Source organism: candidate division WOR-3 bacterium (assembly GCA_016867815.1).
In the GTDB taxonomy this organism is placed as follows: Bacteria; Hydrothermota; Tepidihabitantia; order Tepidihabitantales; family Tepidihabitantaceae; genus UBA2258.
This window is the reverse complement of sequence record VGIR01000068.1, coordinates 1-16,070: the sequence shown is the minus strand read 5'-3', so window position 1 is coordinate 16,070 and position 16,070 is coordinate 1. Positions and strand designations below refer to the sequence as shown.

At 64.8% G+C, this 16,070-nt stretch carries 12 protein-coding genes; 6 read left to right on the top strand and 6 right to left on the bottom strand.

Annotated elements, in window-relative coordinates; translation table 11 throughout:
• Positions 1-137 precede the first annotated feature (137 nt).
• Positions 138-386, top strand: a complete 249-nt coding sequence (locus tag FJY68_10375) for a hypothetical protein (protein MBM3332233.1) — start codon at positions 138-140, stop codon at positions 384-386.
• A gap of 292 nt (positions 387-678) precedes the next feature.
• Here the strand turns inward: FJY68_10375 and FJY68_10370 are convergent, their stop codons facing one another.
• The 6 genes from FJY68_10370 to FJY68_10345 form a co-directional block, all read right to left on the bottom strand.
• Positions 679-897 carry a hypothetical protein gene (locus FJY68_10370; GenBank protein MBM3332232.1) on the bottom strand — a complete coding sequence of 73 codons (219 nt, stop codon included), beginning with the start codon at positions 895-897 and terminating at the stop codon, positions 679-681.
• Positions 898-1,084: 187 nt separating this feature from the next.
• Positions 1,085-2,677: a M28 family peptidase gene (locus FJY68_10365; GenBank protein MBM3332231.1), complete on the bottom strand. Its 1,593-nt coding sequence runs from the start codon at positions 2,675-2,677 to the stop codon at positions 1,085-1,087.
• Positions 2,678-2,786: 109 nt separating this feature from the next.
• The gene (locus tag FJY68_10360) at positions 2,787-4,436 is read right to left on the bottom strand and encodes a M28 family peptidase (GenBank protein MBM3332230.1); all 1,650 of its coding nucleotides are present in this window, start codon (positions 4,434-4,436) and stop codon (positions 2,787-2,789) included.
• Positions 4,437-4,488: 52 nt separating this feature from the next.
• Positions 4,489-5,109, bottom strand: coding sequence for a cation-binding protein (locus FJY68_10355; protein ID MBM3332229.1), 621 nt, complete (start codon positions 5,107-5,109; stop codon positions 4,489-4,491).
• A gap of 560 nt (positions 5,110-5,669) precedes the next feature.
• Entirely contained in the window at positions 5,670-5,954 is a 285-nt protein-coding gene (locus tag FJY68_10350; GenBank protein ID MBM3332228.1) for a hypothetical protein, read from the bottom strand.
• Between the two features lie 816 nt (positions 5,955-6,770).
• Positions 6,771-8,027, bottom strand: coding sequence for a tetratricopeptide repeat protein (locus FJY68_10345; GenBank protein ID MBM3332227.1), 1,257 nt, complete (start codon positions 8,025-8,027; stop codon positions 6,771-6,773).
• Between the two features lie 425 nt (positions 8,028-8,452).
• Here FJY68_10345 and FJY68_10340 point away from each other — a divergent pair, with 425 nt between their 5' ends.
• From FJY68_10340 to FJY68_10320, 5 genes are all read left to right on the top strand, one after another.
• Complete coding sequence (locus FJY68_10340) at positions 8,453-10,105, top strand: Omp28-related outer membrane protein (GenBank protein ID MBM3332226.1); 1,653 nt, start codon at positions 8,453-8,455, stop codon at positions 10,103-10,105.
• A gap of 360 nt (positions 10,106-10,465) precedes the next feature.
• Positions 10,466-11,425, top strand: a complete 960-nt coding sequence (locus tag FJY68_10335; protein ID MBM3332225.1) for a methylenetetrahydrofolate reductase [NAD(P)H] — start codon at positions 10,466-10,468, stop codon at positions 11,423-11,425.
• 199 nt (positions 11,426-11,624) lie between these two features.
• A complete protein-coding gene (locus tag FJY68_10330; GenBank protein ID MBM3332224.1) occupies positions 11,625-12,014 on the top strand; it encodes a four helix bundle protein in 390 nt (129 codons plus the stop codon).
• 65 nt (positions 12,015-12,079) lie between these two features.
• Positions 12,080-15,502 (top strand): methionine synthase, encoded by a 3,423-nt coding sequence (locus FJY68_10325; GenBank protein ID MBM3332223.1) that lies wholly within the window; start codon positions 12,080-12,082, stop codon positions 15,500-15,502.
• Positions 15,503-15,635: 133 nt separating this feature from the next.
• Positions 15,636-15,968, top strand: coding sequence for a hypothetical protein (locus FJY68_10320; protein MBM3332222.1), 333 nt, complete (start codon positions 15,636-15,638; stop codon positions 15,966-15,968).
• Positions 15,969-16,070: the final 102 nt, after the last annotated feature.

Sequence of the window (16,070 nt, the reverse complement as noted above, 5' to 3'; positions counted from 1 at the left end):
TACCCTATGTGCCGCCCGGCGCTTGCAGCGGCAATAGGGGGGTCAATCCGGGGGTGACCGCTGGGTTCAAAGCCGCACTCAATGTCGCCATCAATGTGGCCGTCATTCAAGGACTTAGCTCTCCCATTAGTTGAGCAATGAGCTCAGGGTTCAACGACGCGGCCAATCGTGCCCAGACTGAGGAACTCAGCGCCACCGTCAGTCAGGACTTCAAGGCTGTGCTCAGTCCCGCAATCAGCCGGGCGGCGAGTCGCGCAGCGAGTTCCGGCTTGACTTGCGCGTTCAGCCGCGAGTTGAGTCCGGCCGTGAGCCGCGCGTTCAGTCTGCGGTTCAGTTCGGCACTGAGCGCCAGAGCGATCGCGGCAGTTCTGGTGCGAGTGCTTTGACCTGCAGCCGGTCTCGTGCGTAAGTCCTGTCCCTGCGGAGTCGCCAGTTCGCTGGACTCCTCACCCCGACCCTCTCCTCGGGGAGGAGAGGGAGAAGGAGAGGCCCTGATTGCCATCTACATGTAGTGGTGTACCGCTCTCGGACCACGATTCTGCCGGGGAGTGGGCGGCCCACAGGCCGCCTGGGGGGTGGCATCAGCCCATGGGAGAAGTCAAAAGTCAAAAGGTAGAACTCAAAAGCCAACGCAAGGAACATCGAACCGAGCATCGCCGAGAGCAACAACTTGAGCAACTACTGGCAGAACTTCGTGAGGAACGCGCGGTGCAGCGACGGATAGAGGTCAGGATTGAGGTCGAGGTTCAGGTCGAGATGGAGCGAAAGACGCGACTGCTGACGCAAGTGAACACCCGGCGCGCGAAGCTTCGGCCGGTACTTCGTGACGAACAACGCGAAATACTTCGCGAGACACAATCGCCCCTTCAGCGCGAGGTTCCGGTTGCCATCTGCCAAGCACCAAGGTCGAGTCTCCCAGTCGTGTGACCCTGACCATCTGCGCGAGCAGCAACAGGTTGAGTCGGACGTGGATGTCGAGCTCGGAATCCGCGCGACCAGCAGCGAGGGATGGAAGATGCGCAAGCTGAGTAGAAAACCGGCGCGGCCCGGTCAGGGCCGCGCCTTGGGGGGTCACACCTCGCTATCAGTCGGTCAGAACGACCTTGGCAGCCGAGGATACGCCGCCATCGGTCAATCGCAGGAAATAGACGCCGGCCGCGGACCCCTGCCACTCCGCCGCAGAGTTGGAAACGGGCAGGGCGTCCACCAATCTCCCGTCCCCATTATAGATTTCGACGCTCGTGCCGCGCGGGGGTTTTTGCGTGAACCGAAGCGCCACCGGCGCGCGGCCCACCGTCGGTATCACCCGCGCAATGCGGACAGGCCGGGAGGGCGTCTCTTCTTCAACGCCGGTGCGTGGGCTTGCACCGGCCAGCTTCGCAATGGACGCCACCGCCGCCCTGATCGCCTCGGTCGCCATCAGCCAGTTGTTGGTGCCGCAGTTCACGTAGTAGAGCGGGCCGATGGTGTCGCCCAGCGTATGGTACTCGGGTGTGAAGTCGTCCTCGATGCCGCAGAAGGCGACGTAGCCCTGGTCCCAGAACGAAGAGTGGTCCGAGTACCTGGCGCCGGCGTCCATTATGCGGATGGGCTTCAGGGCAGAGAACGTGTCGGCCTGCGCGATATAGAAGTCGATCAGCCAGGAGCAGTCCGGATTCGAAGGTGTGCCGATTACCCGGAAGGAGTCGAGGTCCTGCCGGCCGTAGGAAATCATGTCGAAGTTGAACACCCCGCATACCGAATCGCCCCGCGCCCGGCAGCGTTGCGCGAAGTCCCCGGACCCGAGCAGCCCCTGCTCTTCCCCGGAGAACCCGATGAACCAGACCGTACAGGCGAAGTCGACGTCGGCGAAAACGCGCGCCGCCTCGATCACCGCGGCGGTGCCGGACGCATTGTCGTCCGCACCCGGACAGCTGTCCGGCTGACGGTCGGAGGTGTTGTCGATGTGGCCGTCGATGATGTAGATGAGTCCGGGAGTTGTCTTCCCGGTCTTCACGCCGACCACGTTCGGCGCGTACTGCGAACTCCAGGTGTCCAGCCAGGCTGAGTCACAGCCGAACGTGGTGAGCTTGGCACGCATCCACGAACAGGCCTGGCGCAGAGACTCGGTTGTCGAATAGCGGGTAAGGAAGTTCTGGAGGCGGCGGATGTTTCCAAGCACGGTATCCGCGTCCACGCTATTGACCAGCCGCCAGACCAGGCTGTCGTCAACCGCGGGCAGGGCCGGCAGCCGCGCTGACCTCCCGGAGAGAAGAACCGGTTCCCGGGCGACGCGGGCGAGTTCGACCGGCATCCGGTTGAGTTCCCGGACGCCCTCCTCGGTGGCCGCAACGATGAACCCGCGCGCATAGCGGTCGAGCACCCGGCAGCAGCCGGCCAGCAGGTCCTGATCGAAATCCGCAGCGGCCTGCACGAAGTAGTAGTCCTCGTCACCCACCCGGTCCAGTACGGCAACGTCGAATCCCTGCGCGGCGAGGGAGGAGAGCTCCGCATCCGATGCCCGAACCAGGCAGAAGTCGCCGAGGTCGGCCACAACCGCTGCCAGCGGCGCGACCGCCGTCAGCCCCTCGCTCGCGCCCAAGCCGACGCGGGCAAGGAAGATCGGAGCAGCGTGGACGACGCCGCTGACGAGCACGAACAGGCCGAACAGATTTCTCACAAAGATGCTCCAGTCCATCACACGTGGACGTTTGCGGGATCCCGCGGGGGGAAGCCGCCTGCCTCGGTGGTAAATTCTAGCCCGTCAACCCGGGAAAGTCAACCGGCCGGGTCGCGGCGCTTCCCGCCTACCTGGCGAGGACGAACTTGGCCGAGGCGCCGGCAGTCCGGAAGTAGTAGATACCGGGGCCGGCTTTGTTTCCGGCAAGGTCGCGTCCGTCCCAGGTCAGGTAGTAGGGATGAGGGAGTGGAGATTGGGGCGCCGAGAGTATACGGATGGGGTGGCATTGGGGAGCAGAAAGAGTCCGGATGCAGCGGCCCATCGCGTCGTAGACCGCAACCGGTCGAACGGCAGGGGAGAGGCGGATGAGAACCGGTGCCCGACCCACGCTCGGCAAGACGCGGAGGTCAACGCTTAGCGGCACCGGCCGGGACTCCGAAACGCCGGTCGTATCTGCGCGCGCGCCGGCGAGGCGCGCTACGGTCGCGACGGTGGCCTTGATCGCCTCCGTATACATCGGGACGTTATTGGTGCCGCACATGTAGTACTCGAACGGGCCGATAGTGTCACCGGTCGTGTGATACACCGGGTCGCGGTCGAGGTAGCGGTCGCGGATGGCGGCATATCCGTACTTCCAGAACGAGTGCTGGTCCGAGCTCGCCTGGTCGTCGACAATCTCCCTGTGGCACTTCAGATCGGTGAACGTGTCGGCCATCGCCATGTAGTACTCGACCCAGGTGGAGCAGGGCGGGTTTGACCGCTTGCCTACGACGCGGATGCTGTCGCGTCCGGCCGTGCCGTACGAATTCATGTCGTGGTTTATGACCAGGACGATGGTGTCACCCCGCTCGCGGCATTCGCGCGCCATGGTGTCGGATCCGACCAGCCCGAACTCCTCCGCGCCGAACCCGACGAACAGCACCGTGTAGTCGAACTCGATTCCCTGGAAGATACGGGCCGCCTCGAGCACCAGCCCGCAACCGGATGCGTTGTCGTCGGAACCGGGCGCGAACGTCTCCGGCGTCTCCGACGTATTGTCGATGTGCCCGCAGACGATGTGTATCAGGTTGGGGTTGACCCGCCCCAGCTTCACGCCGACCACGTTCACGGTCTGGGTGTCGAGCGGCATGTGGAAGGTATCGAGATACGTCGAGTCGCAACCGTAGGCTGCGAGTTGCTGCCGGAACCAGTTCGCCGCAGCCCAACAGGAGTCGGTAGGCGCATAGCGCGTGCGGAACGCGATCAGCCGGCGCAAAACCGCCTCGGCCGAATCCTGGCTCGCCCGTGCCATCAACTGCCAGATCAGGCTGTCGGACACCACCATCGCGTTCGGCGCTTGGCGTTCGGCGCTCGGCGTTCCAGTGGCGCGAACCGGCTCGGTCGAGACTCCGCAGAGCTCAACCGGCATACGGGTCAGCTTCCTGACGCCTTCCGCGGTCACGCGGAGCAGCACGCCTTCGCGGTCCTCGGTCAGCACGGTACCGCACGCGGCCAGTTGCTGTCGGTCGAAGTCCGGCGCGACTTGTGCGTAGACACAGCGCCTTCCCTCGAGCGCGGCACCTAGTGCCCGGCAACTCAGCCGTTCGGACAACGCCGGGAAATCGTCCGGGCGGGCACGGACGAGGAACCATCCGTCGAACCGCTGCAGAAACGCTCCGCCAGAAGCCGCGGCTAACTCGATGTCCGCGTCGGACGCCGGCTCGATCCGCACGAGCAGGTCCCCGGCCACGGCAACAGCGGTCAGGGCAGTCAGAAGCAGTACGCCCGCCGTCTTCACCGCAACAGCGCTGCTCCTGCAGCAGTCAACCGGGCCGGGGCGTCAGGAGCCACTAGTGCAGGGCCATCGGCGGTTCGGGCAGACTGCCGCCCCCGGCAACCGCACCGGAATCGCTGTCCTGGCTCGGCATCAGTTCCCATGCCGCGACCGCCTTTTCGTACAGCGTATGGACCAGCCTCCGGTCAAACTCATTCTGCTCGGCGCGCAACCAGCTCAACTCCGCGGCGGTGAAGTAGTTCAATACCGAGGGGAAGAACTCCTGTTCCTCCTTGGCGATGTGTTTCGGGTAGAACTCGACGAACAAGTGGAGGCAGGAGATGACTTCGGCCAGGGCGCTGGCCTGGCCGGCGGCGTGACGGGTCCGCGCCTCGACCAGCTGCGCGGTGGTCGTGCGTGAGAAGACGTGCTCGGCCGTCAGTTCTTCGAGCAGTCGCCTGTGCTCCGCTGTAAGCGGCTTCCGCGCCAGCTCGCGGAAAAGGATGTCTTCCTCCTTGCCGTGGTGACAGCGGCCGGCATAGGTACGCAGGAACTCGACCGCGCCGTCGATGAAGGCGACGTCAGCCGTTCCGACTGACTCCATTTCGGCGACCCGCCATTCCATCACGGCTAACATCCGCTCGGTCAGCCGGTGCTCGGCTGCTAGCGCTTCAGTGGGCGGAGACAGTCCACTCATGGTCTACACTCCTTGGTGCGCCGGCCGGCGCTGGTCAGGCTGGCAGGTACTGGGACCCGGCTGAACCCGGCCGAGAACAGCGGCATGATTATGCTCGATTCCGAGCCGAAACTCAAGCCTCGAAGCAGACCTCCCAACTCGCGACACTCGACCACAACCATCGCCCTACGCAACAGGGGGCCGGGTGTTGTCGGGGCGGCCTGTGGCCAACCCCTACGTCAAGAACAGCAGAACGACGAGGGCCACCACTATCAGCGCCAGCCACACGAAAATCCGTGTGTTTGACTTGCGAGGCGCTTTGGTCGGCTGATCCACGCTAGCTCCTTTCTTGCGACGCATCGCGAAACACTTGCCCACTCCGTACTCGACTGTAACAGTTCAGGTTCGTACGCATCCGATTCTAGGACTGGCGGGAGTGGTTGTCAAACCAGCAGGCAGCGCGGCCGGGGCGGGATGAACTGATGGGCGGGTTGAGACATGGCCGGCGAGGCGCTTCGGGAGGCCCGGCAAAGAAGAAGGGCGCAAGACCTGCGCCCTTCAAGCATCTCGGTAGGACCGCCTCACTTGCCAATTCCCTGCACCTGCAGTCGGAAGCAGGCCACGCCACAGACCGGTGGAACCGGGATGAGCTCCGACGGTGCCTTGTACTCGGGGATGAGCAACTGGTAGGACGGGCTGACAAACCGCAGCATCACCCGGAACCACGGACCCAGAATGCCCGGCTGGCTGATCGACTCCTGTGGCTGGTTCACCGGCCGGGGTACTACTCTCCGAGCCGGCGGAACATCGGCAAAAGCAACTCCGAAGACTGCCACGAGCAGAATCAGAGAGATAATCTTCTTCATGATATCCTCCGTATTGTTCTAACCTTGCAGGCGCGGGATTAGACCAAGGTGCCGAAGAAAGGGTTCGGCAACAGGCCGGAGCAGAGCTAAAGCCTATTCAGCAAACGGTTTACACCGATGGCAGGGTAGACGCGACGGGTGCGTAGGGGACGCCTGCGGCGACAGAGTGACAGCATCTCTGTGAAGCCGCAGTCTGACATCGAGAGGAAAGAAGGGAGGCGTGTAACTGCTGAAGAAGCCTCCCTTTGTTATTCTGAGCCTAGGCAGGGATCTACGCGACGATTACTCTGCGAGAGTCAGCAGACCCTTCATTTGCTTGCGAACTTGCCCTGCTCGCTTCTGCGGCGGCGATGCCACGCTTGTCGAAAAGACGACATGAGCGGGGTATCTTAACAGACCCAGCGCCGCTCCCTTCCGCGGCACCCCTCCTGCCCCGGGCTGCCCCCGGGACTGCTCGGGGGATAGCCCCCCTGATAGGATGAATGACCGGCAAGGTCGTGGTCCGGAGATTCGTCTCCGAGGGACCGTCATCCGTCATCCGGAGGGCTTGCTAGGGCGCCATTCACCGAAGAACTTGCTCCACAACTTGCCCGGCTGCCACGCCCGTTGCGGCCCGGTTGGCTCCCCATCCTGCCGTCCTCGATGCTCCCGAGAAGGCTCGGGCCGCTGCATTCCGGATTGCCCGGAGGCTTGCTTCACAGGCTGGTCAGCCGAAGTCAGAGAGCAGATGTGCGGTTGCAGGCAGAACCTTCGCCGCAAAGACACCGAGAGCCAGGAGTTCGAGTGGCGGTCAGGCGTGGAGAAGGTGGCCCGGCTTCAGGCCCCGGCCGGGCCGAGTGCCGGCGCCAGCGGCGGGGCGAAGGGGTTACGGCGTCGGTCGGCCTGGCGCGGCCGTCGGGCGCGAATCTGGTCAATGCGGTCCAGCACGTCGGCGACGCTTTCTTCCGGCTGGCCGGCATTCCTGAGCAGTGCCTGCATTCGCTCTCTCCCCAGTTCGTCGTCGCACCGGGACAGGCCGTAGAGAGCCTGGCGGGGGCCGTTGGCCACTCCGGCTGCGGTGAAGAACGCGAGCGACTCTGCTAGGTAGGCCACCGCCCGTTCGTGCTGATGCTTGCCGGTCAGGATGAGGCCGATGTTGCCCAGTTCGGTCACCACGCCCAGCCGATAGCCGATTTCGTGGGATAAGGCAAGTCCTGCCTCGTGGCTTTTGAGCGAGCGGTCGGGGTCTCCCTGCTCACGGTAGAGGCAGCCGACGTTGCAGAGGGCGACTATCGTGCCCAGCTTGTAGCCGACTTTGCGGGCCGTCTCCAGTGCCCGCGCGTAGCCGTCGAGGGCTTTGTCACTTTCGCCTTTGTCATGCAGGACGGTGGCGATGTTGCCCTGGGCGGTCGCCATCCCCGCTTTGTCTCCGACCTGGCGCGCCAGCCCCAGTGCTTCATCGTGGGCTTTCAGCGCGGCGAGGTAGTCCCTTCGGCTACGCAGAACGTTCCCCAGGTTCCCTAGGCAGATTCCCTCCAGAAACTGGTCCCCGGCTTCGCGGGCCAAAGCGCCCGCATCCGTGAGATCCTTGAGCGCGAGGGCGAGTTCTCCGCCGTGGTGACGGATGACGCCGATGTTGTTCAAGGCCGAGGCCCGCCCCCGCTTGTCCGCAAGCGGGCCGGCCAAACGGTCAGATTCCTGAAACTGTTTCAGCGCTTCGTCGAAGCGGCCCTGCATGTAGAGGCAGACACCGACCTGGTTGAGGAGTGGGGAGAGCCGGGTGCCGGCGCCGTCGGTCTGGGCCTGCTCGAAGTGCTCGCGTGCCTCAGACCAGCGACAGGCGGCCGTGGCTTTCAGGCCAAGGTCGAAAGACCCCCACTCGTCCGGCTTGCGGGGATCGCCTGCGTATTCGGCTATCCGGTCGAAGTCGCGGGAGATGACGTCCAGCCGTTTGTCCACCCACGCCCGGCGGAGTCGCAGGCTCCGTCGCCGCCGCAGCAGTGCAGTGCCGCCGACTACGACAATCAGCGCGACGACCGCGCCGATGAGCAAGAGCGCCGCCGGGTCATTGCCCTGAACGGTGTTCACGTCCATACCCAGAGATTGTAGTGATTTCTGGATGCCGGTCAACGGGCGGAGGGAGAGAGGAGTGATGAGCGCTAAGCGATGAGTGATGAGTGAGGAGAGGAGGGCGGAGTGATGAGTGATGAGAGAGGAGTGCTGAGTAATGAGTGATGAATGAGGAGTGACGAGTAAGCAGTAAGGAAGGAGGAGGGCGGACGCGGGTTGACCGGGGAGTTGAAGGGACTAGAATCTCTGCCGGGCGCAAGCGGCCCCGAGGTGTCTCGGGCGCTGCGACCGCTCTTTCTGCGGAGCATTCCTGACCAGGAGGTAGCGTGAAGAGTCTGTTCCTGCTGGCGCTGCTGGTACCGGCAATGTTGCTGGGAACCCAGCGCGTGATGGTGAACGAAGAGTTCACCGGTACGTGGTGACCCTACTGCCCAGGCACAGCCCGTGGGCTGTGGGAGCTGCAGTTTGCGGCTTTCGATTCGGTGCTGACCATCAGCTATCACTCCGGTGACCCCTATGCCAACCAGCATGCCACTGACCGCGACAACTACTACAGCGTATCCGGCACGCCGACCGTGAAGCTGGACGGAAACTACTCGCTGGTCGGCGGCATGACCACAGGTAACAAGTACCTGGACTACCGCTCGTACTTCGACCAGCGCAAGACCGTGGAGAGCCCGCTGGAGATCGTGCTCACCTGCACGTACGATTCGGCGACCAGGACCGGTGACCTCGGCATCAAGCTGAAGAACACGACCGCGAGCGAGGTGAGCGGCCAGCTGCAGGTGGCGCTCTGCGAGAGCCACATCTACTGCGTCTGGAAGGACCTCGACAGCCTGCACCATGTCGAGCGGAACATGCTGCCCGACGCGGCGGGCGAGGCGGTGACGATCCCGGCCGGCGATTCGCTCTCCAAGAGCCGCAACTACACAGTTGACGCGGCCTGGGTGGCGCGGAACTGCGACCTGATCGTGTTCGTACAGAACAACTCCACGAAGGAGGTATACCAGGGCGCGCACATCGGCGTCTACCAGGCGCCGGCGCTCGAGTACCGCGGGTACCAGAGCGCGTTCCCGGCACCGGGCGGCGACGCCAACCTGACCCTGGGTCTGCGCAACCTCGGCACGGCCGACGCGGCGACGGTGAGCGGCACGCTGTCCACCAGCGACCCCTACGTCACCGTGACCACGGCGAACGCGGACTTCGGCAGCATCGCCATCGCCCAGGACGGCTACGCGACGACGCCGTTCTCGATCCACGTGGATGCCGCCTGCCCGGACAAGCACCTGGCGACCATGGACCTCGCGGTCACGGCAGCGGGCGGGTACTCGACCAGCGTCAGTTTCCCGCTCCACATCACCACCGGGTACGGGTTCGCGGATGACATGGAGTCGGGCGAGAACGGCTGGACCCACTCGGGCGTGGCCGACAACTGGTACCAGACCGGGAACCGGAGCCAGTCGCCGGCGAACAGCTGGTACTGCGGGGTCGACGGCAGCTTCAAGTACACGAACCAGAACGACGCCCGGCTGCTGACGCCGTACTTCACCTCCGGTAGCGCGGCCCAGCTCCGGTTCGGGCAGTGGACCGAAGTCGCCACCGGCGACTACTGCGCGCTGGAAGTGAACAACGGCTCGAAGTTCTGGGACCTGCAGGACTACTACAACGGGGCGAGCGGCTCCTGGGAGGAGAGGGTCAATCCCCTCCCCGACAGGTCGGGGCAGACCATAAGGACGCGGCTGCGTTTCCTTTCCGGCTACAGCGGCACCGCCGAGGGCTGGTACATCGACGACTTCCTGTGCGAGCCCTTCCAGGCGGCAGTGGCCGAACCCAAATCCGCACCGCAGTTTGCGGGCGCGAAGCTCGCAGTGCGCAGCCCGGCGTTCCGCAGCGCGGGCATCGCCTACTCCGTTCCCCCGGGGCGGAGCGCGCGGCTGGCCGCGTTCGACGTGAACGGCCGGCTGGTCGCGGAGGTGGGAAGCCACCTGACCGGCGCCGGGCAGGTCACTTGGAGTCTTGCCGGCGTCAAGGCCGGGACCTACTTCGTCCGCCTGGCGGACAGGGTGTCGAGCCAGGTCGCCAAGCTGGTAGTAACCGAGTAGTCAAACCGCAGAGCTATGCAGGAGGCGGGCAATGCCCGCCTCCTGTGCTTCTGCCGCGCGGAAGCCAGCCGCCGGACGGCGCTTTCCTCCGTGCCTGAGCTTGCGCCCGAAGCCGTCAATCGCTATACTCCCTACGCATCAGGAGCGGCCGGCGGCCTCTGGTCTGGCTGCCGGCACGGCAACCGAGCTTGAAGGTGCTACGGTGCCCGGGCAGAGATAGGAAGCGCTGAGTGATGAGCGATAAACGCTGAGCGCGGAGCGATGAACTGCCCGATGCGGCCAAAGAGGCAAAAGAGACCTTCGAGCCGGCGAGCCGCCTGATGCGCAGGGCGGCGTTTTGTTTCCGCCCAAGGAGTAGCGTTGCACATTACCGAGCTCATCGCACGGCGGAAGCAGCCGCTGGTCTCAATCGAGATTACCCCGCCCGAAAAGGGGCGGTCGATCTCCGAGCTGTTCGGCTCGGTCGACCAGTTGCTGCCGTTCAAGCCGACGTTCATCACCGTCACCTATCACCAGCAGCGGATCGTCTACGAGGATGTCGGTGCGGGCCTGACCCGGAAGATACCGCGGCGCAAGAATCCGGGTACGGTCGGCATCTGCGCCGCCATCTACAACCGGTACAAGATCGAGACCGTGCCGCACATAATCTGCGGCGGGTTTGACCGGTACGAGACCGAGGACGCGCTGATCGACCTTCAGTATCTCGGGTTCGCCAACCTGTTCGTCCTGCGCGGCGACCCGGCGCCGGGACAGAAGGAGTTCGTGCCCGAGCCGGCCGGCCACCGGTTCGCGTCAGAGCTGACTGCCCAGATAGCCGCGATGAACCGCGGACACTACCTGGAGGAATTGGACAATGCCGTGCCGACCGATTTCTGCATCGGCGTTGCCGGCTACCCGGAGAAGCACTACGAGGCGCCGAACCTCGCCGACGACCTGCGACACCTGAAAGCGAAAGTGGACGCCGGAGCCGATTACATCATCTCCCAGATGGTCTTTGCGGCGCGCCCCTTCCGTGAGTTCGTGGACCGGGCCCGCGCCATCGGCATCAAGGTGCCGATCATTCCCGGCATCAAGCCGGTCACCAACGCGAGGCAGCTCGTTACGATACCGCGCGAGTTCCACGTTGACCTGCCCGAGGAACTGGTCGGCCGCATAACCCGCGCGGCCACACCGGCCGACGCTGCCCGTGCCGGCGTCGAGTTCGCGACCAGGCTCTGCCGCGACCTGCTCAAGCAGGACGTGCCGGGACTGCACTTCTACACCATGGGCAAGGGACGAGCAACAGCCGAGGTGCTGAGAGCGCTGAACGATGAGCGATGAGCGATGAACGCGGAGCGATGAACGGAAAGCGATGAGTGATGAGTGCAGAGCGATGAGTGAGGAGCGGGGAGAGAGAAGCGGAAAGCGATGAGTGATGAGTGCATAGCGATGAGCAAGGAGTGATGAGCGGAAAGCGATGCGCGGAGTGGTGGGTGCACAGCGATAAGTGAGGAGTGAGCATGGAGGAGCAGAGAGCGCGATGAGTGAGGAACGGAACGCGGACAAGGGCGGGAAGAGGCTGAAGGAGCGGACACGGGAATTCGCGCTCCGGACAATACGGCTCTACGCAGCGCTGCCGAAGTCAACGGTCGCCCAGGTTCTGGGCAAGCAGCTACTGCGCTCCGGGACCTCGGTCGGCGCGCACTATCGCGAAGGAAGTCGGAGTCGATCTCACGCCGAGTTTGTGAGCAAGCTGGAAGGCGCGCTACAGGAACTGGAAGAGAGCCGGTACTGGCTCGAGCTGCTCGAAGCCGAACGGCTTGTGCCGACTGCCGTGCTGGCGCCACTTGTTCAGGAGGCGGACGAACTCACCGCGATGATCATCGCCAGCGTAAGGACGGTGAAGGCGCGAGAAAACACGAAGCGATGAACGATGAGTGAGAAGTGATGAGTGCAGGGCGATGAACGCGGAGCGTGAACGGAAAGCGATGAGCGATGAGTGAGGAGCGCAAAGCGGGCCGGTCCGGAACTCAGCGCTCAGCACTTCGCGCTTCGCGTTCCCCTGTGTCCGCCACTCATCACTCAGCGCTCAGCACTTCGCGCGCCCCTGTGTCCGCCACTCATCATTCAGCACTCAGCGCTCAGCGCTTCCTTGCGCTCTGCCGCAAGCGCATCGTCATTTTCGATGGAGGGCTTGGCACAGCGCTGCAGGCGTTGGGAGCACCAGCGGGTGCATGCAACGAACTGCTGGTCGAGACCCGGCCGGATATCGTACGCCAGGCACACGAGCAGTTCCTGGCTGCGGGTGCCGATGTCATCGAGACCGATAGCTTCGGCGGGGCCCGGCACACGCTGGCCGAGCACGGTCTGGGGGAGAGGTGCTTCGAACTCAATCGTGCCGCCGCTGAGATCGCTCGGCGAGCCGTGCGCGAGTATGCGACGCCGGCAAAGCCGCGTTTCGTGGCCGCGTCAGTCGGGCCGGGCTCGAAGCTGCCGAGTCTCGGGCACATCAGCTTTGCTGATCTGGTCGCCAGCTTCCGGCCCCAGGTTGACGGCCTGCTCGCCGGTGGCGTGGACTGCCTGATACTCGAGACCTGCCAGGACCTGCTGCAGCTCAAGGCAGTGCTCGCGGCCGTGCTTGACGCGTTGGACTCCACAGGTCTCGCGGTTCCGATCCTCGCCCAGGTGACTCTGAATGAGCATGGCCGGACCCTCACCGGCTCTGACATCGGGACGGTGCTGGCCGCGATCGAGCCCTACCCCATCGCCGCAATCGGGCTCAATTGCGGGCTCGGCCCGGAAGGCATGACCGCGGCGGTACGCTATCTCGCCGGACACTCTTCAAAGCTGGTGTCGGTCATGCCCAACGCGGGCCTGCCCCGACTCGAGGCCGGACGCCTGGTATACGACCTTTCGCCCGATGAATTCGCCCGCCGGATGAGGAGACTCGCGACCGGTCCGGGCCTTGCCATCGCGGGCGGCTGCTGCGGTACCACGGCCGAGCACGTCCGCATGCTGAGAAACGCGCTCGAAGGCATCAAGCCGCTGCGGCCGGCCAAGCCGGTGCCGCGGGTATCTTCGCTCTTCAGCGGGCAGGAGTTGAGGGTGGAGCCACGGCCACTCTTCATTGGCGAGCGCACGAACGCGAGCGGCAGCAAACGTTTCCGCGAGCGGCTGCTGGCCCGTGACTTCGAAGGCATGGTCGAAGTGGCACAGGAACAGAAGAGCGAGGGCGCGCAGGTGATGGACCTTTCAGTTGCGGCCGCGGGCCAGGACGAGGTCGCGGACATGAAGCAGCTTGCGGCTCGCCTGAACGCAGCCGTTGACCTGGCGGTTATGGTCGATTCGACGCGCTACGACGCGGTAGAAACGGCGCTCGTCCGGCTGGCCGGACGGTGCATCGTCAACTCGGTCAACTTGGAAGACCCGGACCGGGCCGAGAAGACGATAAAGCTCTGCCGCAGGATGGGAGCGGCGCTGGTTTTGATGACGATCGACCGCAAGGGAATGGCGATGACCTGCGAGCGGAAGCTCGAGGTGGCCGAGCGGCTCTACGACCTGGTAGTGCGGCGCGGCAGGCTGGCCCCGCAGGACGTGTTCTTCGACTTCCTCACGTTCAGCCTGGCCAGCGGCGACGAGTCGCTGCGCAGCGCCGGAGCCGAAACCCTGAAGGCTGTCCGACAGGCGAAGCGCCGGTTCCCGGACAGCTTCACGCTGCTTGGCGTCAGCAACATCTCTCACGGTCTTGTGCCGCAGGCGCGCCGCGCGCTCAACACGGTCTTCCTCCACCACGCGGTAGAGCATGGGCTCGACGCCGCCATTCTCCACGCCGGCAGAATCGAGCCGCTCTCGGCGCTCGACCCCGAGACAGTCAGGCGATGTGAGGACCTGATATACAACCGCAGCCGCGGCACCGACACGCCGCTGGAAGCACTTCTCGTTCTCGTGCAGGAGCCGTCCGTCGTCCATCGTCCCTTGTCCATCGTCCAGGGTCGATCGCTCACAGCAAGAGAGCACGTGCTCGCCGGAGACCGAACCGGAATCGCCGCGGCGGTCCTGGAACTGGTCAAGACCCGGCCCGCGACGAAGATCATCACCGAGGAACTGCTTCCGGCCATGACCGAGGTGGGTCGCAGGTTCGAGTCCGGACGGATGCAACTCCCGTTTGTGCTCAGGTCGGCGGAGGCGATGCGCGCCGCTTTCGCGGTGCTGAGGCCGCACCTGCCGGCAGGCGGTGACGAGCGGCGCGGCACCCTGCTGCTGGCAACTGTGCGCGGCGATATCCACGACATCGGCAAGAACCTGGTTGATATGATTGTGTCGAGCAACGGGTTTCACGTCGTGAATCTCGGCGTGCGGCAGACGCCGGAGGACATCATTGCGGCGGCGCGAGAGCACCGGCCCGATGCCATCGGCCTTTCCGGGTTGCTTGTTGAGTCGGCGCGGGCGATGAAGGAGTACGTGGAGGCCTTTGCCGAGGCCGGATTGACAATCCCGGTCATCTGCGGCGGGGCGGCGCTCACCGCGAGCTACGTGGAGAAGGAACTCACGCCCGCCTACCGCGGCGGGGTCCATTACGCCAAGGACGCGCTGGCAGGACTGGACATCATGCAGGAGCTGGGGAAGGCCGAGGTGGGCCGGGCTGGGGCCGCACCGGCCCGCGTCCGGGCAGTGAAGGCCGGTCAACCCGTCCGCAGGCAGAGACCCGAAGAGGGGCGCAACCACCCGGCCATTTCCGCCGGCTATGCGCGCTCGCTGACGAAGATGGTGCGATCCGACACCAGCCGCTTCCTGCGGTTCCTGGACCAGGAGGCGCTGTTTCGGAAGCGCTGGCGCATGTTCGGCCCCAGGCCAACCAGGACCGCCCGGCGCGAGGCGGAAAGGACGCTGGAGGATCTGCTCGCAACCAGCTGCCGAGACAGGCTGTGGCACGCCGCGGCCGTCTACGGGCTGTTCGAGGCCAGGGTGGAAGGGAACGGTCTCGTCGTCACCCACCCCAGGACGGGCGAGGAGTTGACGCGCCTGTCGTTCGCGCCCGCCTTTGCCCTTCGTCTCCGGAGGAAGCACGGCGAGGAGCGTTTCAACATGGCCCTGCAGGTCGTGACGATCGGGGCAGCGGTCGCAGCGGCGGGGCGCCGCCTGGCCGCGACGGGCAGGATACACGATCAGTTCCTGCTCCACGGGCTGAGTGCCGAAATGACCGAGGCGCTCGCCGAGTATGGCCAGCGCCGGTTGCCCAAGTTGCCCGGTTGGAGCAAGACGGTTCGCTACAGCCCGGGCTACCCGGTCTGGCCGGACCTCTCGGAACAGAAGAAGGTATTCGCCCTGCTCCGGCCCCAGCGGATTGGCGTCCGGCTTACCCGTGGCTTCCAGATGGTGCCGGAATACTCCACCTCGGCCATCATTCTCCCGGCATAGCTCGGGCAAAACTGGGACTGTACCGCGCGTTCTCGCGCTTCGAGGGGCTTTCCCCACTTCGGTCCCGCGGGAATGGAAACCGCCCGCCCGGGGTAGATAGGGTCGTATGGTCACCGTCAAAAAGGAGATAGCCATGAAGCGAAGCATCATAGCCGCAGCAGCCATACTGCTGCTGCTCTCAAGTACGACCTACGCGCATCCGCGGCGCGCCAGGCAACGAGCCCACCGGGCGCGGTTCTGGAGCGCGATGCTGTGCTGGCTCGGGCACAGCCATCATCACGGGTACGAACGGTGCGCGCCCCGCCACGACTATGGATACCTGCCGCCCGGGCACAGAGGCCGGCCGCAGTACGGCTGGGGCTGGCACTTCGGCTGGGAGCGCGGCCGGCACCATGGCTGGGACCGACACGACCGTGAGCGCGGCTGGGACCCGGACCGTGACGGTCAAGTCCGAATTCTCCTGTAGAATCCATCTCAGGCTGACAGCTTTTGACCGGTAGTCTGAAGGCTGGACTCCGTCTTCGGTTCGGCCATTCCCAGCGCCCGCCGGAGCGTATCCAACTGCTCG